This window comes from Faecalibacterium sp. Marseille-Q0746 (assembly GCF_017377595.1).
GTDB lineage: Bacteria > Bacillota > Clostridia > Oscillospirales > Ruminococcaceae > Faecalibacterium > Faecalibacterium duncaniae.
The window spans coordinates 38690-60247 of record NZ_JAFREI010000016.1; the positions used below are offsets into that span (position 1 = coordinate 38690).

At 57.4% G+C, this 21558-nt stretch carries 26 protein-coding genes and 2 tRNA genes; all 28 read right to left on the reverse strand.

Annotated features, from left to right (window positions below):
- Positions 1 to 867 (reverse strand): VirB6/TrbL-like conjugal transfer protein, CD1112 family, encoded by an 867-nt coding sequence (locus J3351_RS09920; RefSeq protein WP_207697640.1) that lies wholly within the window; start codon positions 865 to 867, stop codon positions 1 to 3.
- Positions 868 to 1022: 155 nt separating this feature from the next.
- A complete protein-coding gene (locus tag J3351_RS09925) occupies positions 1023 to 1238 on the reverse strand; it encodes a Maff2 family mobile element protein (RefSeq protein WP_207697641.1) in 216 nt (71 codons plus the stop codon).
- Between the two features lie 133 nt (positions 1239 to 1371).
- On the reverse strand, positions 1372 to 3138 hold the full coding sequence (locus tag J3351_RS09930; protein ID WP_207697642.1) for a VirD4-like conjugal transfer protein, CD1115 family: 1767 nt from the start codon (positions 3136 to 3138) through the stop codon (positions 1372 to 1374).
- Positions 3135 to 3593 (reverse strand): PcfB family protein, encoded by a 459-nt coding sequence (locus J3351_RS09935; protein ID WP_207697643.1) that lies wholly within the window; start codon positions 3591 to 3593, stop codon positions 3135 to 3137. Before J3351_RS09935 ends, J3351_RS09930 begins: the two co-directional genes overlap by 4 nt.
- A gap of 30 nt (positions 3594 to 3623) precedes the next feature.
- Positions 3624 to 4244, reverse strand: coding sequence for a DUF3846 domain-containing protein (locus tag J3351_RS09940; protein ID WP_207697644.1), 621 nt, complete (start codon positions 4242 to 4244; stop codon positions 3624 to 3626).
- 32 nt (positions 4245 to 4276) lie between these two features.
- Entirely contained in the window at positions 4277 to 4507 is a 231-nt protein-coding gene (locus tag J3351_RS09945) for a hypothetical protein (RefSeq protein WP_207697645.1), read from the reverse strand.
- A gap of 8 nt (positions 4508 to 4515) precedes the next feature.
- On the reverse strand, positions 4516 to 4932 hold the full coding sequence (locus tag J3351_RS09950; RefSeq protein WP_242699377.1) for a hypothetical protein: 417 nt from the start codon (positions 4930 to 4932) through the stop codon (positions 4516 to 4518).
- Positions 4933 to 4994: 62 nt separating this feature from the next.
- Positions 4995 to 6029 (reverse strand): ParB/RepB/Spo0J family partition protein, encoded by a 1035-nt coding sequence (locus J3351_RS09955; protein ID WP_207697647.1) that lies wholly within the window; start codon positions 6027 to 6029, stop codon positions 4995 to 4997.
- A complete protein-coding gene (locus tag J3351_RS09960) occupies positions 5986 to 6837 on the reverse strand; it encodes a ParA family protein (protein ID WP_207697648.1) in 852 nt (283 codons plus the stop codon). The genes J3351_RS09955 and J3351_RS09960 overlap by 44 nt, the downstream gene beginning before the upstream one ends.
- Complete coding sequence (locus J3351_RS09965; protein WP_207697649.1) at positions 6818 to 7696, reverse strand: DUF6017 domain-containing protein; 879 nt, start codon at positions 7694 to 7696, stop codon at positions 6818 to 6820. Before J3351_RS09965 ends, J3351_RS09960 begins: the two co-directional genes overlap by 20 nt.
- 780 nt (positions 7697 to 8476) lie before the next feature.
- A tRNA-Tyr gene (locus tag J3351_RS09970) sits at positions 8477 to 8562 on the reverse strand.
- Positions 8563 to 8747: 185 nt separating this feature from the next.
- Positions 8748 to 8822: transfer RNA gene (locus J3351_RS09975), tRNA-Thr, on the reverse strand.
- 66 nt (positions 8823 to 8888) lie between these two features.
- Positions 8889 to 10709 (reverse strand): glutamine--fructose-6-phosphate transaminase (isomerizing), encoded by a 1821-nt coding sequence (gene glmS / locus J3351_RS09980; RefSeq protein WP_173016437.1) that lies wholly within the window; start codon positions 10707 to 10709, stop codon positions 8889 to 8891.
- A gap of 466 nt (positions 10710 to 11175) precedes the next feature.
- Complete coding sequence (locus J3351_RS09985) at positions 11176 to 11727, reverse strand: hypothetical protein (RefSeq protein WP_307862859.1); 552 nt, start codon at positions 11725 to 11727, stop codon at positions 11176 to 11178.
- A complete protein-coding gene (locus J3351_RS09990) occupies positions 11724 to 12593 on the reverse strand; it encodes a DUF5685 family protein (protein WP_207697650.1) in 870 nt (289 codons plus the stop codon). Before J3351_RS09990 ends, J3351_RS09985 begins: the two co-directional genes overlap by 4 nt.
- Positions 12594 to 12611: 18 nt before the next feature.
- Positions 12612 to 13811, reverse strand: coding sequence for a class I SAM-dependent RNA methyltransferase (locus J3351_RS09995; protein WP_005932117.1), 1200 nt, complete (start codon positions 13809 to 13811; stop codon positions 12612 to 12614).
- A gap of 86 nt (positions 13812 to 13897) precedes the next feature.
- Positions 13898 to 14449, reverse strand: a complete 552-nt coding sequence (locus J3351_RS10000; protein ID WP_207697651.1) for a S1 RNA-binding domain-containing protein — start codon at positions 14447 to 14449, stop codon at positions 13898 to 13900.
- A gap of 73 nt (positions 14450 to 14522) precedes the next feature.
- On the reverse strand, positions 14523 to 14828 hold the full coding sequence (locus J3351_RS10005; protein WP_035393978.1) for a septum formation initiator family protein: 306 nt from the start codon (positions 14826 to 14828) through the stop codon (positions 14523 to 14525).
- Between the two features lie 45 nt (positions 14829 to 14873).
- Positions 14874 to 15344, reverse strand: a complete 471-nt coding sequence (locus J3351_RS10010) for a hypothetical protein (protein WP_207697652.1) — start codon at positions 15342 to 15344, stop codon at positions 14874 to 14876.
- Positions 15344 to 15610: a YabP/YqfC family sporulation protein gene (locus J3351_RS10015; RefSeq protein ID WP_207697653.1), complete on the reverse strand. Its 267-nt coding sequence runs from the start codon at positions 15608 to 15610 to the stop codon at positions 15344 to 15346. Before J3351_RS10015 ends, J3351_RS10010 begins: the two co-directional genes overlap by 1 nt.
- Before the next feature lie 161 nt (positions 15611 to 15771).
- Positions 15772 to 16017, reverse strand: coding sequence for an RNA-binding S4 domain-containing protein (locus J3351_RS10020; protein WP_005933461.1), 246 nt, complete (start codon positions 16015 to 16017; stop codon positions 15772 to 15774).
- 154 nt (positions 16018 to 16171) lie between these two features.
- The gene (locus tag J3351_RS10025) at positions 16172 to 16441 is read right to left on the reverse strand and encodes an HU family DNA-binding protein (protein ID WP_005933459.1); all 270 of its coding nucleotides are present in this window, start codon (positions 16439 to 16441) and stop codon (positions 16172 to 16174) included.
- Between the two features lie 39 nt (positions 16442 to 16480).
- Positions 16481 to 17212, reverse strand: coding sequence for a MazG family protein (locus tag J3351_RS10030; RefSeq protein WP_207697654.1), 732 nt, complete (start codon positions 17210 to 17212; stop codon positions 16481 to 16483).
- A gap of 193 nt (positions 17213 to 17405) precedes the next feature.
- Positions 17406 to 17852, reverse strand: a complete 447-nt coding sequence (locus J3351_RS10035; protein WP_098922852.1) for a zinc ribbon domain-containing protein — start codon at positions 17850 to 17852, stop codon at positions 17406 to 17408.
- A gap of 181 nt (positions 17853 to 18033) precedes the next feature.
- Positions 18034 to 18972: a uridine kinase gene (locus tag J3351_RS10040; RefSeq protein ID WP_005933447.1), complete on the reverse strand. Its 939-nt coding sequence runs from the start codon at positions 18970 to 18972 to the stop codon at positions 18034 to 18036.
- Positions 18938 to 20407: a coproporphyrinogen dehydrogenase HemZ gene (hemZ, locus tag J3351_RS10045; RefSeq protein ID WP_207697655.1), complete on the reverse strand. Its 1470-nt coding sequence runs from the start codon at positions 20405 to 20407 to the stop codon at positions 18938 to 18940. Before hemZ ends, J3351_RS10040 begins: the two co-directional genes overlap by 35 nt.
- A gap of 18 nt (positions 20408 to 20425) precedes the next feature.
- On the reverse strand, positions 20426 to 21043 hold the full coding sequence (locus J3351_RS10050) for an MBL fold metallo-hydrolase (RefSeq protein ID WP_207697656.1): 618 nt from the start codon (positions 21041 to 21043) through the stop codon (positions 20426 to 20428).
- A gap of 53 nt (positions 21044 to 21096) precedes the next feature.
- Positions 21097 to 21558: a D-aminoacyl-tRNA deacylase gene (gene dtd / locus J3351_RS10055; protein WP_207697657.1), complete on the reverse strand. Its 462-nt coding sequence runs from the start codon at positions 21556 to 21558 to the stop codon at positions 21097 to 21099.

Sequence of the window (21558 nt, forward strand, 5' to 3'; positions counted from 1 at the left end):
TCAGTGAGCGCCCAGAATGCTTTTGGCTACGGCGCTGGTTTTAAATAACGTGAAGCAGAGCAGCACTGTGTACCCCACGATGCTCCAGATGGAGTTGATGGCATCACCAGAAATAGCAACATTCTGGATAAGAACGGCGTAGATGGCCACACAAATCAGAATCAGGAAGCCTTGGAAGCCTAATGCAAACAGAGACTTCAAGTAATTTTGGCCAATATGGGATTGCTCGTGATTGCCCCATGTCGCCATGGGAATCGGAGCAAGACTCACCATGCAGTAAATCTCAATCATTCTGCCGTAGACAATGACAAAAATGATAATCGACAATATGCGCATCGTAATGCCAATAAAAAAGCTCTGCAAGAAAAGGCCGAACAGCGGGCCGACGTCGAGGTTCATCATGCTGCTTTCCAGCATGGAAAGGTCAATGTCGTTGACCCGCGTGTTGCCGCTGATAATGCCACTGGAATTTGCCACGACCTGCTGGGTCACATCAAACACAGCCATGACGATGTTAAACGTGTTGCTGATGAACCAGACCGAAATGGCGGTCTTGAATATCCACTTCATCAGCAGAGCAGGCTCGAACTGTGCCATGTTGTTGTGCTCGGTGACGAGCTGTATCAGCTCATAGCAAGCGATGAAAGTGAGGATGATGCCCGCAACCGGAAGGATGACATTGCGGGACAACGCCTCTATCATGGCGAAGACGCGAGGCTCGAAACTGGACGGCTTAGTGCCGACCTGCTGGGCGATGCTACCCACCTGCGTGTTGACATCATCGAACAGGCCGCTGAGATTGGACATGATGGCCGCAGTCAGCAGCGATTTTATCCAATCGCTTATGGCTTTGAGAACGGTTTCCACTCAGAGCCACCACCCATCAGGAAAAATGGCTGAAGAGGGTCTTGAGCAGATTGAGGATGAAGATGAGGTTCTTCAAAAATTCGAGAGACATAGAAAGCACTCCTTTTTAATATGAACTTGTTTTATTGAAAGACGGCAGATGCCGCACGGGAAAATTAGCCGAACAGGTTGGCGAGCTGGGGGACGAGGGTGATGCCGATGAGGGCGACACCGCCGCCCGCGACGAGCTGCTTCATCCCCTGCGACTTCGCCGACGGGTTATCGCCGCCGTAGCCCTCCAGCAGATTGACCGCTCCCCAAACACCCAGACCGCCGCCCAGAGCGACGACAACAGTCTTCATGACATCGACGGCAGCATTAAAGAATTCCATAGTAAAATCTCCTTTTGGTTGAAAACGTGACCCTGTACGCACCCGAAATCCGTTTGTGATTTGCCGTGAACTGCGGCGGAAGCTGATTTCTAGCATACCTTTGGGGCAGATATAAAAATAACCGCTCGTCTTTTTAGGCGGGCGGAAGTGAATCGGCATCCACCGTGATGAAGGTATCATCCGGGTGGATTTTTTCTTTTCGGTTCAAGAACTTCTCGATGTCGAGTGCGTTCTTGGAATCGTAGTCGGACGTGAGCTTATAGTTGGGATGCTGGGTCAAATCGTACTTGTCCGAGAGGAAAGGCCGCACTCCTCGAAGCTGCAAGATGCATTTGCCGCCGTCCAGCACCGCCAGCTCGTCCCGGCTCATAAGCTCATGACCAAGTTTCTGGTAGTTGGTGCCGTAGCTGGGGCTGTTGCCGCGAGTATCAGAATTGTTGAAGCTATCAATCGTCTCCTTGCCAAGTGCCTCGGACAATTCTTTCAGCGTGGTCGGTTCATTGCCGCCCAGAAAGACCTGCGAATCCATGTTGCCAACGATGGTATCAGCATTGTCTTTGTAGATAGCCTTGAGCTGGCTGCGGGTCTGCAAGACCAGACAGGCCGAAATCTCACGGCTGCGGATGGTCGCCACCAGCTTTTCGAGCTGCGGAATCTGCCCGATGTTGGCGCACTCGTCGATGAGGCAACGCACATGGACAGGCAGCTTGCCGCCATATTGGTCATCTGCCTTATCGCAGAGCAGGTTGAAAAGCTGGGTGTAAATCATGGAAATCAGAAAGTTGAAGGTGCTGTCTGTATCGCTCATGATAAGGAACAGTGCCGTTTTCCGGTCGCCCAGCTTGTCCAGCTCCAGCTCATCGTACATGGTGGCATCCCGAATCTCTTGAATGTCGAAGGGCGACAGACGAGCACCACAGGAAATAAGGATGCTCTTGGCAGTCTTTCCAGCGGCCAATTTGTAAAGCTTATATTGACGTATAGCGAAAGAATTCGGCTTTTTCTTGCCCAAATCCTCAAACAGCAGGTCAACGGGATTCTGATAGGTCTCATCATCTTCCGAGACTTGCATAGTGTTGAGCATCTCCAGCAGAGTCGCAAAATTTTGCTCTTCGGCGGGGGCTTCATAGTGCAGATAGGCGATAAGCGAAACCAGCAGAAGCCGCTCGGCCTTGTCCCAGAAGGGGTCACCGCCCTGACCCTCACCTTTGGTGTTGGTCATCAGTGCGGTCACGAGCTTCAGAATGTCCTTTTCGCTGTGGATATAGGACATGGGGTTATAGTGCATACTCTTGGAAAAGTTGATGGTGTTGAAAATCTTCAGCTTGTAGCCTTTTTTCAGCAAGGCATTGCCGCACTCGACCACGATACTGCCTTTCGGGTCAGTAACGACATAGGAGGAGTGACATTGGAGCAAGTTCGGCTTTAACCAGAATCGCGTTTTACCGGAGCCGGAGCCGCCGACGATCAGCACGTTTTTGTTGCGGGCGTTCTTCGGGTCTGTTGGGCGGTTGCTCATCATCAGTCGTTCCGTCTTGGTGAGGATGATGTTGTCCTCAAACTTCGGAGCCATGAACGGCTCGATGTCTTTGGCTGTACCCCAGCGGGCAGAGCCGTACTCCATGCCGTGGCGATACTTCTTGGCATTCTTGCCTTTGAGGTAGACCGCCAGCCGCATCCAGGCACCGCAGCACAGGCCCACAAAGAGGTCAAACGGGTGCAGGCTGGGCAGAGGGTTTGCAAATGCAGCAAGGACGGTGCTCATCAAGGACAGGATTTTGTCCCCCAGCTCTTTTCCTGTGGTCAGCCGCCATGCCTCGCCCAGATTGGTCGCCAGCAGACCAATCACCACATAGGGCAGGTAGAGCACCAGCAGCTTGGTGAATTTCTTTTTGTTCATAAGCCGCGCCCCTCTTCCTTGTGCCGCACTTTGTCGGGCAGGTTGGCGATGGTCTGCGCCAAATCATGCAGCTTTGCCAGAACAGAGGGGCGCTTGGACTTATCTAAGACCGACGCCGAATATTCCTTGAACGCTGCACTCAAGGCGTCCGTGTCCTGCGCCTTGAAGTAGATCATGTAGCGAGGCGGAGTGCAGGACAGGTCTTTCTGGATGGCGTAGTCGATGTGATACCGCTTGGCATAGCGGTCAAAGTCCTTGATGCCGGTTTTCTGAATCTCGACATTGGTCACACCACGGTTCTGCTGCATGAGCCGCTTCATACTCTGCTTGCCCTGCGAAGCGTACTTATCGTACTGCCGCAGAAAAAACTGCGTTCCGCGCAGCAGGGTGCGGGCAGAGAGTTTTGTGGTCGAGATGGCAAAGTTGACCGTCTTATGCTCGATTTCTTCCTGCATCGTTACCACCTCCTATGCAGCAGGATTATTTTAACGGTTATGCTCTGCCGGGGGCTTGGCACGGGGCTTTTCTTCTGACGGCTGGACGGCTTCATCTGGGGTGGGCAAGATGACCAGATGCCCGCCCAGCCGGATGAAAGTTTCAGGCTGGTGAAAGTGCTGCTCATACTTCTGTGCCAGCTCCGGGGAGAGCGATGCAAAATCCTCCTTGCCTAGACCGACCACCAGAAAGTTTCCGGTGAGGACATCGTAGGTCTGGCCGTGTTCATCCCGCAGGGCACGGTTCATGGGCAGGCCCAGCAGCTTGCCCTCGTCGTTGCACACGATGGCCACAGGGTCAGTAAAGGGATAAGTAGCCGTGATCGTGCCGCCGACGGCCTCCTGCAAGTCCTTCAGCTCTGCGCCGATGGTGACTTTCTGGGGGTATTCGTTGGGCTTCACGAGAAGCACATCCAGCTCCTTTTTGTCTTTGGACATTTCTTTTTCTCCTACCGTCTTGAAATCGACATCGATGAAATCCTCAGAGTCGAGGACATAATCTCCGTTGTGCCATCCATCATCCACCATCTGCTCCGCTTCCTCCCGCGAATCGGCTATGACGGACACCGTGCGCTGAAGTGTCTCGGTGATTTCTATATCAAAACTCTTCATGTTGAATCTCCTGTATGAAATAATGTCAGCTCTCAGATTTTGCAGGGAGCACGAGGCCGGGGAACGCAGACCATCTTGCGCTCAAAAAGGCAGTCGGACGTGAGCCACGATGCATCACCTGCGGGAAGCGGCTCGTGGATGGCATCGGACAGCGTGCAGTTGTGGCTGCGGTGCCGTGCGTTCAGAGCAGCCAGCAGGATTTCAGCCACCGCGATGGCCAGTGCAAAGAGAGAGCAGAACGGATTTTCAAAATATACCTGCATAGTCTGCCTCACTCCATGCAGATGCAGGGCATCTTCTGACCGCCAACCATCAGGGTGACGCTGTGACTTTCCAGATATTTCTGGAAGATGTACACCTCGTCGATGGTCAGCGAGATGATGTTGCCGTCCATGTCGGCGCGCACCAGAATGACCGGGCCGGTCAGATAGCGTCTGCCGCCCAGTTCCAGCACCTGCTTGGGGTTATAGCTGAGCAGCAGAGAGGTGGCAGGAATGTTCAAATAGGCGTCGTCCTCATCGAAGCAGGGCAGAATGTCGGACACCTCATCCAGCGTGATGACGGTAAGCTCCATGTCCGGGGCGATGGCGGCGAGATAGACTTCACCGGAAGTGCGGCGCTCTGCCAGCGTCGAGCAGATGTGCATATCGATGGTGACTTTTTCGGAACGGATGGTAGTGTTATTCATAGGCATTTTCTCCTTTTTGGTAAAAGAAAAAGACCCGGGGTGGGTCTTTCGGTACGATGTGATCAGCGTTCTTCGCTGTGCTGGTGCTTTTTCTGCCACTGAGTCAGCAGTCGAACGACGATGTTCTCCATCTGCTCGGGCGTATAGCCTTTCGGAAAATACTTTTTCAGAGCGTCGTTTGCGAACACGAGCTGCGTGGACTTGTTCTTCTCCAGCAGGCCAACGATCTGCTCCTGCATCTCGCGCGGAGTGGAGTTTTCCGGGAAATATTTGCGCAGGGTATCGTTTTTGATAACGACCTTATCCAACTCATCTTTCTTGACTTCGTTCATGATGACGTAAGCCGAGTCAGATGATAAATGACCCTCTTCGGCCAGCTTCCTGAGCTTCTTTGCTTGAGAAAATGAGGGAGCATTCTGTGTGGCATCCATTGCTTCGATAAATGCTTTTTGCTGTTCTTCATTGAGATAAGACAGCTCAACAGCGGGATTCAAGGAAATCTGCTTTTGGTCTACCATATCCAGAAGCTGGGAAACAAGATAGGTCAAGCGGATAAAGCGGCGAACTGTTTCACGGCTCTGATTATTTTCAGCGCCGAGCTTTTCATTGCTTCGCAACTTCGACACATCGTGTGTCGAAGTCAAATCAGACCTTGCACCCTGATGCTTCATTGCTTCCATCTTCATCTTGTATGCAAAGGCGCGCTCACTGGGCAGGATGTTTTCTCGTTGGAGATTCGAGTCCACCATCAATATGGTGGCGGCATCGTCCGACATATCACGGACAATGACCGGCACTGTTTCCAAACCTGCAAGCTGTGCAGCGTGCTGGCGGCGATGGCCAGAAATGATTTCATAACCTCCTTCCGGGCGTGGGCGGGCGATGAGCGGCGTCAGCACACCGTACTGCGAGATGCTTTTGACAGCGTTCTCCATTTCTTCGTCATCTTGCACCCGAAATGGATGGTTTTTGAATGGAAACAACTCTGCAATAGGAATCTGTTGTACCTGCTCCCGCTGCTCTGCATGTCGGGATTCTTCGGTCGAAAAAATCTCATCGACTCCTTTCAGCGCTACGTTTAAGCCGTTTTTCGGCATCCGCCAGCACCTCCTTTGTGAGAGACTTATAGGCATCTGCCACTTTACCCTTGGGGTCATACTGGAAGATGCTTTCGCCGGTCGTGCTGATTTCAGCCGCTCGGACAGAGCGCGGAATAGTCGGCTCGAAGACCTTGATTTTTCCGCCGTAGGCTTGGCGGATCAGATTGCTGATCTGCTTGTCGTAAGTGGTGCGGCTGTCTGTCATGGTCAGCAGGATGCCCTCGATTTTCAAGTGCGGGTTTATCTGCCGCCTAACTTTCTGGACAGTCTGGAGCAACTGTTCCAAACCCTTGACAGGAAGGTACTGCGCCTGCACCGGAATCAGCGTGGTGTCTGCTGCGGCCAGCGCGTTCACGGTCAGCATCCCAAGCGACGGCGTACAGTCGATTAAAATGTAATCGTACTTGCGCTTCGCTGTTTCCAACACCTGCATGAGCACTTTTTCACGGCTCATGCAGTTGACAAGGGAAACTTCCAGACTCGCCAGTTCGATGTTGGCGGGGATAAGGTCAACACCCTCGTCATGGTGCAGGATGCCCTCACCGGGCGGAATGCTCTGGTCATTCATAGCTTTGGCCATCAGGGTGGACAGTGTGGTGGGCAGTTCATCCGGTTGCTGCCAGCCCATGCTGATAGTCAAGCTGCCCTGCGGGTCAGCATCTACAAGCAGGACTTTTTTGCCCTCGGCAGCAAGGCCGATGCCCAGATTTTCGCAGGTCGTGGTCTTGCCAGTGCCGCCTTTCTGGTTGACAATGGCAATCGTGGTACATTTCTTTGCGATAAAATCACCCCCTTGGTGAGCCATGCGCAAAGTCATGGTTTGTTCGATTTTGATAGACTAGCTGCATTGTGGTCGGTGCGTTGTACAGAGAGGCAAGCAGATATTGTTTCATGTTTCGGATTGGGCTGCTGTTCTCTGCAAGGCACGTCAGCACAAAGCGGATGTGGTCAGCGTTCAGCTTCATGAACCGGCTGCGCACCACCTCGGCAGGCTTATCGTCTCCAGCGATGCGCAGCATCTTGCGGTTGGTGGCGCAGGTGTCCACCAGCAACTCTACGATTTGATAGATGGTGTCCTCATCGTCCGGGCAGAGCCGGAGAAGAAGCTCGACCTCCAAGGACTGAGAAAAATATTCTTCCAGTTGTTCGCGCTGGCCCATCCCGTCTGTTTCTTCCGAATTGAAGGGATAAGTCTCATTCATCTCAGTATTATTCTTATCAGTCTTATTACATCGTGGTTTTGCAGGGTCTTGACTTGTGCTCTTGAAGCCTCCAGATTCGTGATTTTCACGATTCTGGAATCGTGCTTTTGAAGAATCTGCCGAAAAGTTTTTCACATACACCAAACTTGGCCTTCCTAAACCTCTGCGTTTTCGTTCAATCAAACCAAATTCTTCAAGCTCCCGTAGCAACTTCGTCGCTTTGTTGTCTGCGCAACACAATGACCTCTTGACATCCTCAATCGTGAAGATGATGAACACCCGACCTTGCTCGTCCAGCCAGCCATTCTTGGCCGACAGGCTCATGCGATCGAGCAGGATGCCGTAGAGTGTTTTGGCATCCGTGGACAGGCTCTGGAACCGCTGCTCCTGAAAAAGAGCCTTTGGAATGCGGTAGAAGGAGAAAAGCTCTCCAGTCTGTCCGTAGAAGTAGTCAAGGGTCATGCGGTTGGTTCACAGATAAAAAACAGCGATAATATATCGGCATAGTTGAGAAAACCTCCTTGTCAATACTTTTGGGGAAAATAAAAAGCGCAACTTTGATGTGTGAAATCAAAATTGCGCTAAGTAAGCTGTCAGAAAAAACTTTTCTCGTAAATGACCTTCTCTCTGAGCAAAACCCATTGACACACTTGAAAATTGGGTGGTAAAATTGCCTTGTAGGCGGAGCATGATTCCTGGAAGCAGGATTCAACTGTGAACCTTTTTGGTGGATAGAACGTATCAACGCGATATTAAGCCTGTCCCCGCACTTTCGTGTGGGGGTGTGTTTCGATACCGTTCGGGAGAGCGCTTGCATGGCATGCAAGAGGTCAGCGGTTCGATCCCGCTATTCTCCACCAAAAAAGCACTGTACTTCGTAGGAAGTATGGTGCTTTTCTTTTTTATTCCGGCAAAAAGATCAGGGGTGCACCGCTCGCCATGCAGACGGGCCAGTGACACCCCCGATCTCAATCGAAACCGTTATCTGATTTAACGCTTGCAGTGTTTTCCGCGCCGCGCCGCCAGCTCCATACCAAGGCCCGCCTGCGTATCTCTACGCTGGCGGTCTTTTTATGGGCGCGGGTGGATTACGCAAGCCGCGCATCTAAAAAAGCCCCGCAGGGGCTTTTTTCCCCGCCGGACTGTTCGGCGGGTCGATGCTGTTCGAATCCACCCGCCTAGCCTCCGGGAAGGTTATTACAAAACAGAAACTCCAGTACCCGGTTCGGATACTGGAGTTCTTGGTGGGCGCGGGTGGATTCGAACCACCGAAGCTGAAAAGCAGCAGATTTACAGTCTGTCCCCATTGGCCACTCGGGAACACGCCCATATCCTATTTGCAGTCATCGCTGACTGCCTGTATATTTTATCATCTGAAGTGGCATTTGTCAACTACTTTTTCCACAGATTTTCTCTTTTTCTGTCGTTCTCTATTTTCCTGCGTTTTACCGCAATAAAAGCACTTTCTATAACAGCAAAAGACCCCAAAACGTTTTCCGTTTTGAGGTCTTTTTGGAGCTGGTGACAGGAGTTGAACCTGCAACCCACTGATTACAAATCAGTTGCGCTGCCATTGCGCCACACCAGCATCGGTTACCTAGATAGTATACCACCAGCGGGCGGGTTTGGCAAGGCTTGATTTCTGATTCTACGGTTATTCCACGGTCACGCTCTTGGCGAGATTGCGGGGCTTATCCACATCACAGCCGCGCAGAACAGCCATATAGTAGGCAAACAGCTGCAGCGGAACGATGAGCTGCAGGGGCATCAGCAGGTCATCGTAGTCATCCAGACGCACCACATAGTCGGCCACGCCATCGGGCACCACAGCATCCCGGGTGGTGAAGAGCAGGACCTTCGCGCCGCGGCTCTTGGTCTCCTTGGCGTTGGAGATGGTCTTTTCGTAGACCTGCTTCTGGGTGGCAAGAGCGATCACCGGCACGCCGTCTGTTACCAGACTGATGGTGCCATGCTTGAGCTCGCCCGCCGCATAAGCATCCGAGTGGACATAGCTGATCTCCTTCAGCTTCAGGCTGCCCTCCAGCGAGAGCGAATAGTCGAACCCGCGGCCGATGAAGAAGCAGCTCTGGGTATTGACGAAACGGCTGGCCAGATACTTGATCTGCTCACAATCGGCCAGGCGGGGCTTGATGACCTCCCCGGCCCGGAGCAGCTCTGCCGTCAGGCGGCGGATCTCGGCATCGGTCTGCATTCCCCGGGCGTAAGCCAGCCGCAGGGCGAACAGGTAGAGCACGCACATCTGCACCATGTAGGCCTTGGTGGAGGCCACAGCGATCTCAGGGCCGGCATAGGTGTACATGACATAGTCCGCCGCGCGGGCAATGCTGCTGCCCACCACGTTCACAATGGCCAACACCGGCACACCCCGGCTCTTGGCCAGCTTGAGGGCTGCCAGCGTATCGCTGGTCTCGCCCGACTGGCTGATGATGATGACCAGATCCTCCGGCCGCAGGATGGGGTTCCGGTAGCGGAACTCGCTGGCAATCTCCACCTGTGCAGGCACCCGGGCCAGCGCCTCGATGGCAGCCTTGCCCACCATGCCCGCATGCATGGCCGTGCCGCAGCCCACCAGATGCACCGTGCCGATGCGGCGCAGCCGCTCATCCGTCAGCTCAGGAACGCGCAGGTCGGGCAGACCGTTCTCCACACGGGGACTCACCGTGGCCGTGATGGCCGCAGGCTGTTCGTTGATCTCCTTCAGCATGAAGTGCGGGTAGCCGCCCTTTTCAGCGGCTTCCTGATCCCAGTTGGCGGTCAGAACCTCCCGCTCCACCGGCTCCGCGAACTCATTGTAGAAGCGGATGCCGTCGGCGTTCACCACCGCCATGTCCCCCTCTTCCAGCACGCTGTACCGGCGGGTATATTTCAGCAGCGCCGGGATATCCGACGCAATAAAGTTTTCCTCTTCGCCCCAGCCCACGATGAGCGGGCTCTCCCGCTTGACCGCGAACAGGGTATCCGGGAAATCCCGGAACAGAACAGCCAGCGCATAGCTGCCCCGTACCATGGCCAGAGCGGCGCGCAGGGCTTTGAGGGGCTCGCCCTCATAACAGCTGTCGATGAGCTTGACCAGAACCTCGGTGTCGGTCTCGCTCTCAAAGGTATAGCCCTTGGCCATGAGCCGCTCCTTCAGCACACCATAGTTCTCGATGATGCCGTTGTGGACGATGCTCACCCGGGGCGTGGAATGCGGGTGGCTGTTCACATCGCTGGGCTCCCCATGGGTCGCCCACCGGGTGTGACCGATGCCGCAGCCGCTCCGGGCCAGGGCCTCCACCGCCAGCCGCTTGCGCAGCTCCGCCAGACGGCCCTTGCTCTTGACCACCCGGATGCCGCCCTCCAAAGCCAGGGCCACACCGGCGGAATCATAGCCGCGGTACTCCAGCTTTTCCAGACCATCCAGCAAAACATCCTGTGCATTCCGTTTTCCAACATAACCAACAATGCCACACATACAAAACACCTCCATGCCGACAGCCCGGCGCAAAAACGCGCGCAGCACAGCTGTCAGCCTCCTGTAACAGTTTATGTTCTTGTATGGCTTTCTTTGAGGGGATCTGTTACGGTATCACTGCCGATTTTTGCCCCTCTCTGCGGCTGGTATAGCCCATGGTCAGCCGGAGAAACATCCGCCGAATTTTTCGATGATTCCTCTCCTCGTCACCCTCACGGCTGTCACCCGTGTGGCCCGGCGCTTTGTGTCAGCTGGTGGTAGACATCACTCCTCTCAATTAGAATCCTCTTAGACAAAGCTCTGCTATTAAACCCCACCGTCATCCCTTCGGGATGACACCGCCCCTACTAGGGGCGGCCTTGGCAGAGCAATACAGTTTGTGTATATAGGGAAACTTTACGAAATGCCAAGGGCCCCACTATTAGGGGGGCTGGCGGGCGTAAGCCCGCCTGAGGGGTTTGACCCATTATCTTTTTCCCAGCATCTTATGCAGCTTCGGCCGCCACACCAGCTGATACACCTGCAGCAGGTTATGGAGCGCCCGGTCATACAGCAGAAAGGCCACGTTACCCATGGCAAGGGTGGCCAGCGAGACCGCCAGCGCGGTGGTCTTCAGCTCCTGCGAAATGCTGCCCGCAGGCACCAGCAGCAGCACCAGCCCGTACATGGCCAGCACGGCACCGTTGCAGAGCAGCAGCTTGCACAGCACCCGCACCAGCGGCAGACGGATGCGCTCAAACCGGGGCTTGACCAGCGGGTAATACCCCAGCAGGAACACAAAGACCAGCGCCACCTCCTTATCCGGCACAAAGAGCAGGCTGAGCAGGCTCACCGCGCCGTAGGCTGTCAGGGCCATGGTCCTGCCGCACTCCACGCAGACCGTAGCGATAAGCAGGCTGGCCACCGCCGGGGCAATGAACATCAGCACCGGCACCACGGCCCCCAGCAGCATCAGGGCCACGCTCAGGGCAGCAGCCATGCCGCAGTAGGCCATAGCCCAGCTCTTGCGGGCCCTCACGGCAGCTCCCAACGCACGGGCTGGTTCTCCGGGTCCAGCGGCTCCACCGCATGGCGCAGGCCCAGGATCATAATATTGTCGATCAGGCTCTTGTTCAGCTTGACATCCAGCATCCCGTAGGCGCGCACCAGATCGTTTGCCGCAGCCAGCGACTGCCGCCGGGCATTTTCCAGTGCAGCACCGGGGTCCTCGACACCATTGACCAGATACACATTGTACCGCTCGGCCCGCTTGTCATCGGCCACACGGCCCGCCTTATCCAGCAGGTAGAACACCCGCCCGATGCAGCTGCCGATATAGCGCATACTCTTGCGCTGGCTGTTCTCATCGGTGGCGAGCGTGGAGTAGAGCGCGCCGTAGATGTTGCTCATAGGCTCGGCAACCTCGGTGTAGTTCTTGGCGTTCAGGTTCATCTGAACGATCGCCTGCTCCTGCTCCTGTTCAAACAGCCGCTCCAGCGCGGGGTTCTCCTGCACGGCCTTTTCGTAGGCGCGGCGGAGCAGGATGCGGTCGATGGTGCGCTTCACCCGCTGTTTGAAGGGCAGCTCGTCACCGCGGCGGTCCTGCAGCTTATGCCAGCCCAGCAGCACCTCCACCTGCGCGGCCAGCCGGATACCCTGCGTCTGGCACATCATCGGCCTCCAGCAGAGCGTCCAGGGCAGGCGCACCTTTTTGCAGGTCGCCTCCCGCCCGGCCAGGCTGTCTGACAGCAGTGCAAACAGAACCCCGTTGTGCTGCAGCTGACTGCACGAGTAGAGCCCGTAGGTCGTGTTCAGCTGATACTGCACGCCCCGCAGATACCACTGGTAGATATTATAATCCCGGATGGTGAGCTCCGGAAGATAAGGCCGCATCCGACCGTCCATGTCTTTTTGTTCTCCTGTTTACTTTTTCTTGAACTCAACGGTACGCTTCCCGTCAAAGCCCTGCTTGGGCATCGGCTTTGCCTTGTGCTCAAACTTGGGGGCCTCATAGTACATATACAGCTGGCAGGGGATCATACCGTTGTACATCTTGCGGCGCTTGTTGGCGCGCTTGCCGTAGTGGCTCTCAAACTCCATATCGGCAGTGATGGCGTACAGGCCCGCGCAGGGATGCTCGGCCATCTGCCGGCCCAGGGTGCGGGCCAGCTTTGCGGCACCCTCGATGGTGTTCATCCGCTCGCCGTACGGGGGATTGGTCAGAACGATGGCTTCGGGCTTTGCCGCAAAGTCAGCGACATCGGCCACCTCAAAATGGCAGCGCTTTTCCACACCGGCCAGCTTTGCGTTGGCATTGGCCAGTGCCACGGCGGCGGGGTCGATATCGTAGCCAAAGGCTTCAAAGCCCACATCCAGCTTGGACTCTGCCAGCGCTTTCTGGCGCTGCTCGGCCCAGAGGGAAGCGGGTACAAAGCTGTAACGCTCGGCGGCAAAGCGGCGCTTGAGGCCGGGGGCAATATTCATGGCCTTCTGGGCGGCTTCGATCAGCAGGGTGCCGCTGCCGCAGAAGGGATCCTCCACCAGACTGTCGCGGCGGACACGGCCCAGGTCGGCAATGGTCGCGGCCAGCGTCTCACGGATGGGGGCCTCCATGGCGTTGCGGCGGTAGCCGCGCTTGTGCAGGCCCTCGCCGGTGGTATCCAGCATGATCTCGCAGACATTCTTGCGCAGCATGAAGCGGATCTTGTACTCCGCGCCGGTCTCGGGCAGAACAGAGGTATGATGCTTGTTCATCAGGCGCTTGACCACAGCCTTTTTGATGATGCTCTGGCAGGCAGGCACGCTGGTGAGCTGGCTATTCAGGGAAGAGCCGGTCACAGGGAAGGCGGCATCGGCGGGCAGCAGCTCTTCCCAGGGGATGCTGTACACGCCGTCAAACAGCTCATCGAAGGTGGAAGCAGGGTAGGTATTGAGGAGCAGCATCACGCGCTCCACCGTGCGCAGGTTCAGGTTGGCGGCAGCGATCATCTCCGGCCCGCCCGCAAAGGTCAGGCGGCCATCCCCTACCCGGATGTTCTCGGCCCCGATACGGGTCAGCTCAAATTTCGCAGTTGCCTCGCAGCCAAAGAAGCAGGGTGCGATCAGTTCAAATTTTGCAGGCATTCTGGTTCCTTTCTTGTCCGTGGGCGTTGCCGCACCACCAAAAAACAGGCCCGCCCCGCTGGGGCAGGCCAGATTCGTTCTATGGCTCAGCGGCCGCGGCGGGAGCGCGGTGCATAACCGCCGCCGCGGCGGTTGTTGGTCTCGTGGTCGAGGTCGGCCATCTTTTCCTCGCTCTGGCTCTTGAAGCGGCTCATCATATCCTCAAAGCTCAGGTTATCGCTCTTGGCCGGGGCCTTGGGCTGCCACACACGGGGGGCAGCGTCCCGGGCAGGGCCGCGCCCGCCCTCACGAGGGGGCCGTCCACCGCCGCGGGAATTACCGAAATGGCCGCCCTCGCGGGGGCCGTTCTGGCGCGGGCCGCCGGGCCGGGACCCACGGTCACTGCGCGGCTGACGGGGTGCCGGCGGCAGCAGCCGCTTGATGGACAGCGCGATCTTGCCGTCCGGTGCAATGTTGATGACCTGCACCTTCACAGCATCACCGTCGTGCAGCACCGTGTTGATATCCTGCACATATTCATTGGACACCTCGGAAATGTGGACCATGCCCGATTTGCCCTCTGGCAGCGCAACAAATGCGCCAAAGGGCTTTACTCCGGTCACACGGCCTTCCAGTACGTTCCCTACCTCAATTGCCAAAACTCAATACTCCTTGCTCTCTTTTTGTGGGGGCACCGGGTCTGTCCGCAGAGCTGCCCGGCGGGGTGTGCCCTCAGTTGCCGGTCACATCCACAAAGATGCGCTCGTTGGGGGCTGCGTAGTTGTAAGAATCCCGGGCGACCCACTCGGTCACATCGTCGGCATCGCCGCTGAGGATGCGCTTCATCTCCTCGTTCTGGGTCTTTTGCTGTTCGATCTGCTCGCTCAGCGTCTGTAATTCCGCACGCCGGGAACTGATGGACACCTGATTGGAGATGTAGGCCACCAGCATACTCAACAGCAGCAGAATGAAGAAAAGACGAAGGATCGTCCGCACAAACGGGCTGCGTCTGCGCTTTTTCCGGGTGGTATTTGCCATTTTTCAGCGCCTCCTGTGCTCAGCAGGCCCGAAACGCCTGTACTCTTACTTTGATACGTTAGAATTATACAACAACCGCCGTGTGCTTGGCAAGTTCTTTTTCGGTTTTTTTGCGCTTCTTTTTTGCGCGCGGCGCGCTCTGGCCTGCTCCACCCGGTTTTTGCGGGCTGCTGCCAGCGGCTGCAATACCCGCCGGGCCAGCCGGAGCGGCCCCGCCGCCAGCCAGAACAGCCCCTGTTCCAGTGCCTGCAGGGCAGGCCGCAGAAGCCGTTCGGCCCCAAAAGCGCAGAGAAAGGCGCTGCCCGGCATATACCACCGCAGCACGCCCCCGGCGCTCAGGGCGGCGGCATAGCTCTGCAGCCCCAGCAGGACAGCCCCCACAAGGGCCATATCCGGCAGGAACGCCGCCCGCCCCCTGACCGGAAACACCGCGCGCACGCTGCCCAGCACAAGGCCCAGCAGGGCGCAGGCAGCCGCCTCCTGCCCGATGAGCGCGGGCGCAAGAGCCGGTGCCATCAGCGGAGCAGCCGGGACAGAAAGCCGCCCGGGGTGCGCACGGCAGTGTACTCCACCGTGTCGATGCGGCCCGTCAGCTTCACTTCCCCGCTGTCGAGGTCGAGGCTGGTCACGTTGAGCTGCGCCCCGGTCAGCTGCAGCACGCCCCGGGCTGTTTCAATGGCGGCGCTCTCCGCGTTGCACTGCAGCACCCGCCTGACCCCTGTTACCGTCAGCTTTTCCCGGTTCTCCAGGATGAGGTCACTGTTCCCCGCCTGCTCTGCCATGCACCTCTCCCCCTTCTGGTGAAGGTTATGCAAACAGCATCCGGGATAGAACCTCTCCGTCAGCCTTTCGGGCTGCCACCTCTCCTAATAGGCGAGGCAAGAATGCAGCAGCATAAACCTGGCACCCCTATTAGGGGAGCTGGTGCAAAGTGCCTGAGAGGTTATTCCGAAATGATCTCGTACATCTCCCGGGCCACATCCTTGGTGCGGGGCTCCACATCAGAGAGCACCTTTACCTTGATGGGCCGGTTGCCGAAGGTGACCTCGATGATGTCCCCTTCCTTGACCGCCTGGCTGGCCTTGGCGATCTTGCCATTGATGAGGATGCGGCCCGCATCGGCCACCTCGTTTGCCACGGTGCGGCGCTTGATGAGCCGCGAAACTTTCAGGTATTTATCCAGTCTCATGTTATGATCCTCCAGAAAAGCAGGCCCTCTCCATCATTGCGCTTTGTCCGCCGCCGCACCTCCGGACAGGGAAGCTGGCAACGCGAAGCGTTGACTGAGAGGTTTTACAAAAAAACCGCCGGAACCACTGCGGCCCCGGCGGCAAAGATCAAACTTACAGGGTATCCTTCAGAGCCTTGCCCGGCTTAAAGACAATGCTCTTGGAAGCAGCGATGGTGATGGGCTCACGGGTGCGGGGGTTGATGCCCTGGCGCTCTGCGCGCTCACGGATCTCAAAAGTGCCAAAGCCGGAGATGGTGATCTTCTCACCCTCAGCCATTGCCTTGCTCAGTGCGTCGAAAGCGGCATTGACAGCCAGCTCGGCGCTCTTCTTGCTCATCTCGGTGTTTGCTGCAACCTGTGCAATCAGATCGGTCTTGGTCATAATGGGGTACCTCCACAAAATTTTACTCAGCTTTTTCTATCAGACAGTGGCAGGGCGTTCCTGCTCGTCTGAATCTTCGGTCTTTTGCAGCAGCTCCTGACGGAACCGCCCGGATGCAAAGGTCAGGGCCTCTTCCGCGTCCACACCAGCCAGCCGCATGGCATTGGCCGCTGCAAACAGCAGCGCCCCGGCCCGCTCGGCGGCATTTTCCGGCACCGCTTCCTCCCAGCCGCGCTCGGCAGCCTTCAGGGCAGCGGCGGCATCCTCTGCCGTCTGCGCAAACGCGCCCTTGCGGGCGGCACGCTTCTGCATCTTCTGGGCATACATCAGGGCGGGCAGGGTGGCCGGAACCGTGTTCAGCTCATCCGCCAGCGTGGTGCGGCCCTTTTCCTTATTTTTGAGCGCATCCCAGCTGTTTATACCGGCATTTTCAGCCGCCGAAGAGACAAAGATGTTCGGGTGCCGGAACACCAGCTTCTCGCACACCTCCCGGCAGACCTGCTCGAAATCGAACCGGCCCCGCTCTTCCTCAATGACGGTATGGAACGCCACCTGCATCAGCACGTCGCCCAGCTCCTCGCGCATCATGGCTGCGTCGTCGGCATCAATGGCTTCCAGAGCCTCGCAGGTCTCCTCCAGAAAGTTTTTCCGGATGGAAGCGTGGGTCTGCACCTTATCCCAGGGGCAGCCGTTTTCTCTGTCGCGCAGAATGCGGATGATCTGCAGCAGATCCTCCGCCGTGTAGCGTTCCCGTTCGGGCCAGTCCTGCATGGGTGCACTCCCCTTTCCTCTGCTCAAAAACCTGAGCTCGATTGTACCGCAGAATCTGCGATTTTTCAAGGGGACAAGCGCATTTTCCGGCTTTTCATTTCAATTGTTTCCAGAATTTTCACACTTTGCCCTGTTTCTGTGCAGAAAGGGCGGCATCCCCCTACGGGGACACCGCCCTTTCAAGGCTTTTGGGTTAGAGCTGTGCGCCGCACTTGTTGCAGAACAGCGCATCCTCAGAGACCGGCGCGCCGCACTGGGGGCAGGTCTTTTTGTCCGTGTCAGGCTTTTTGTCCTTTTCCACGGTCGGCTCAATGGTGATGCCGCCGCCCTCGGCGGGCTCCTCGTCCAGATCGTGGGTGATGACCTCAGCAGCGGGGCCAAGGCTCTCCTTGAGGGCGTTCAGGTTGGCCTCGATGCTGCTGATCATCTCGATATACTTATCCACAAGGGGCTGGTTCTCCTCGTTGCCCTTGGCCAGGCTGTAGACCAGTGCACCCAGCTGACGCTGTGCCCGGGCAAGCTTGGTCTGTTCCGAGACGATCTTTGCCTGCGTTCTGCCGCGCTCTGCCAGATCCATGGCGGCATTGCGGCCCTTTTCCGCATATTCCAGACCCATTTCCTTGATCTTATTGAAATCCATAATGACACCTCTCTTACGGGCATTGGCCCTGTGTGTGCTGTCAGATGATGGTTTCATTATAGCGCACTCAGGCACTGATTGCAACGAATCCACCGCAACTTTTACAGTTTCGTGCGGATTTGGAAACAGTTTTTTCGCATTTGAACAAGAGAATGGAACATTTTCCCCGCAGAGCGCGATTTTATTTTACGGCACTGCCGTAGAACTCCCGCAGCATGCTGTCGGCGGGCAAAAGCTCCAGATCCAGCGGGACCACGTGCTCAAAGCGGCGGGCAGTCTCGTCCCAGAGCTCGGCGTTGTGGCCCTCCAGCGTGAACTGGCGGCGCACGATGCCCAGCAGCCTGGAGATCAGGCCCAGCTCATAGGTAAAGGAGGTGTCCAGCAGAAAGTCCGCCGTGGTCTTGAAGCCCTTGATATACCGGGTCTCGCCGTCCAGCACCCGGTCCCACATGGCAAGGGTTTTTTCAGGGCTGCGGCCCCGGGCGGCAGCGTCCCGCAGGGTGCGGCGGCACAGGCGGATGTCCTGGGTGTTGATGACCCGGCGGCCGTCGATGGCATATTCCTCCCGCAGGCCGGCGTAGATGCGGTAGACATCCTCCGCAGGCACAAGGCCGGTGAGCTCCGGGTTCAGGGCATGGATCCCCTCCACGATGCAGACACCGCCCTGCAGGTCCACGGCCTCGGTCTCGTCGGAGCGCCGCTCGTTGGCAAAATCATAGATGGGCAGGGTGGTCCGGCCCGTCTCGCTCAGCTCATGCAGGCACTGCCGGACAAGGGGCAGGTCCATGGTATCGGGGTTTTCGTAATCCAGGGTGCCGTCGGGCAGGCGGGGGTAGAACTCCGCCCCACGGAAAAAATTATCCAGGCTGACCACATGGGCGTATGTTCCCTGCCGGATCAGCTCCTCGGCCAGCTTGTGGGCGCTGGTGGTCTTGCCGCTGGCCGACGGGCCGGTGAGCATGACGATCTTGGTGCCGGAAAGGCGCACCTTTTCGGCGGCGTACTTCACGCGGTCGCGGTAGCTCTGCTCACTCAGGGCGGCAAGTTCCTGCGGACTGCGGGCGGCAACGTTGTACAGCCCGACTTCAACCAGACGTTTCGGGACCCAAATCGTGATCATAAAAATCAGCCACTCCTTTTTTGCGCTCCAGTACCTCCGCAAAGCGCTGGATATACTCTGTCGGATACTTGAAATTGAAGATGCGCTGCATCCGTCGGCCGCCGTCGGCCACCAGCTTGGTGCTGCCGCCTGCTCCGGCCGAAAGGATGGTCTGGACTTCCTCCATGATATAGATATTATAGTACCCCTCGTGGCCCGGCTTGCACCAGCCCACATTTTCCAGATTCTGCAGGGTGTTCTTCTGACGGTAGAGGTAATAGGGGCGATATCCTGCATCGGCCAGCAGCTGGCATTTTTCCAGCATGGCCGCTACGTCTGCGTAGTCGTTCTCCTTCTGGTCCTCGATGACGATGCGGGAGGCCCGCTTGAGGGTCAGGGTGTGAACGGTGATGTTCTCGGGGTCCAGCGCGATGGCCTGCCGCAGGCTGTGCTCAAAGCCCGCGACCGTATCGCCGGGCAGGCCCGCGATGAGGTCCATGTTGATGTCCTCATGGCCCGCCCTCCGGGCATCGGCATAGCAGTCCAGGATATCCTGCGCCGAGTGCCTGCGGCCAATGCCCGCCAGCACCTCGTCCGAGAAGGTCTGGGGGTTGATGGAAATGCGGGTGGCACCGTACTCTTTGATGACAGCCAGCTTTTCGGCATCGGTGCAGTCAGGGCGGCCCGCTTCCACCGTGTACTCCACCACCTTGGAAAGGTCGAAGTTCTCCCGCACCGTACCCATGAGCTGGCGGAGCTGGTCAGCGGACAGGCTGGTGGGGGTGCCGCCGCCGATATAGATGCTGCACAGCTTCAGTCCTGCCTTGTCGGCCTGCTCCCGGATGGCCTCCACCTCTCTGCACAGGCAGTCCACATAGGGCTGCACCAGCTTGCGGTCCCGGTCAAGGTTGCAGCTGACAAAGCTGCAGTAGCTGCACCGGGAGGGGCAGAACGGGATGCCGAGATACAGGCTGTACGTTTTTGGGGCGCTGCCCAGCTTCAGGATGGGCTCCTGCAGGTCGGCGATGGCCTTGGCCATGTCGTACTTCTGCCGGGAGCAGTCAAAACGCTCCAGAAAGAACCGGTCGATGTCGGCTTCGGTCCAGCCCGCGGCCCGCTTGTCGTGAATGAGCCGCACCGGGCGCACGCCGGTCATCTTGCCCCAGGGCGGGCGGATGCCGGTCCAGCTCCGCAGCAGGTCATAGGTCAGGCTGGCAAGGGTGAACTCCACCGTCTCGCCGCCTGCTTCCACGGGGCGGGGCAATGGAGCCGCCGCATCCCTGCTCTGGCCCTGCTCCCGCACCATGGCGTACAGACTATCCTCTTTTTTCTCGGCCCAGACACAGTCCTCGCCCTCTTCCGGCAGGGTAAGGGTGAGCGGAGCCATGGGGTAAAACAGGCGCACCAGATGCTCCACCTCGTAGCCGGAGGGCAGGCCGGTAATATAAATCTTCATGTTTTTCTCTCTTTATCCTTAAAAATCCGCATTCCCGCCGCGCAGGGCGCTGCGGATATAGAAATTGTTCGCCAGTTCCTCGCCAAGGGTAGAAAAATCCCCGTGGCCGGGCAGCAGCTGGGTCTCTTTGGGGATGGGCAGGCCCGCCAGCTTGCGCAGGCTGGCATCCATTTTCTGCATACTGCCGCCCTCCAGATCGGTGCGGCCAATGCTGCCCTGGAACACGGTATCGCCCACAAAGAAATAGTCCCCGCACAGCAGCACCACACCGCCCTCGGTATGGCCGGGGGTGTGCCAGACGGTAAAGGTCAGCTCATCCACGGTGAGTTTTTCCCCCTCCTGATAGCCGCTGTCCGCGCTTTTCAGGGGAAAGAGCTGGCTGCCCCTGCAGTCGGCAGGCTCACAGTAGATCCTGGCCTTCCACTCCCGGCTCAGCACCTCTGCACTGCCCACATGGTCATAGTGGCCGTGGGTGCAGAGGATGGTGGTGAGCGTCGCGTTGTTCTCTTTAAAAATTTTATCGTACTCCTGCACTTCGGCAGCGGGGTCAATGACCACTGCATGGCCCGCATCGGAGATCAGGACAAAGCTGTTGGTATAAAGCGGCGCAGCGCCGAGAAGATGAAATGCTTTCATATCCTATATCCTTCTAACTATTCAGATGTTCCGGCTTTGCCGGGGGCGGGCCGTTACGAGTGGTGCGTCCACTCGTCCGTGTCGATGACAATGGTACAGGGCCCCTCGTTCACCAGAGACACCTGCATATCCGCGCCGAACTCGCCGTGCTGCACGTCCCTGAGGCCCTGCCGGTTCATCTCGGCAAGGAACAGCTCGTAGGCATCCACCGCAAGCGGGGCCCGGGCCGCTTTGATAAAGCTGGGGCGGTAGCCCTTTTTCGTGTCGCCGTAAAGCGTGAACTGGCTGACCACCAGTGCCGAATAGCCCAGGTCCTTTGCACTGAGGTTCAGCTTGTCGTTTTCGTCCTTGAAGATGCGCAGGCCCGCACACTTATCCGCCAGCTTGGGCACGATGTCCAGCGTATCGGTATCCCGGACACCCAGCAGGATGACCAGGCCGGGGCCGATGGAACGGGGCTCCCCGCCGTTGACCCGGACAGAAGCGGAGGACACTGCCTGAATGACTGCACGCAT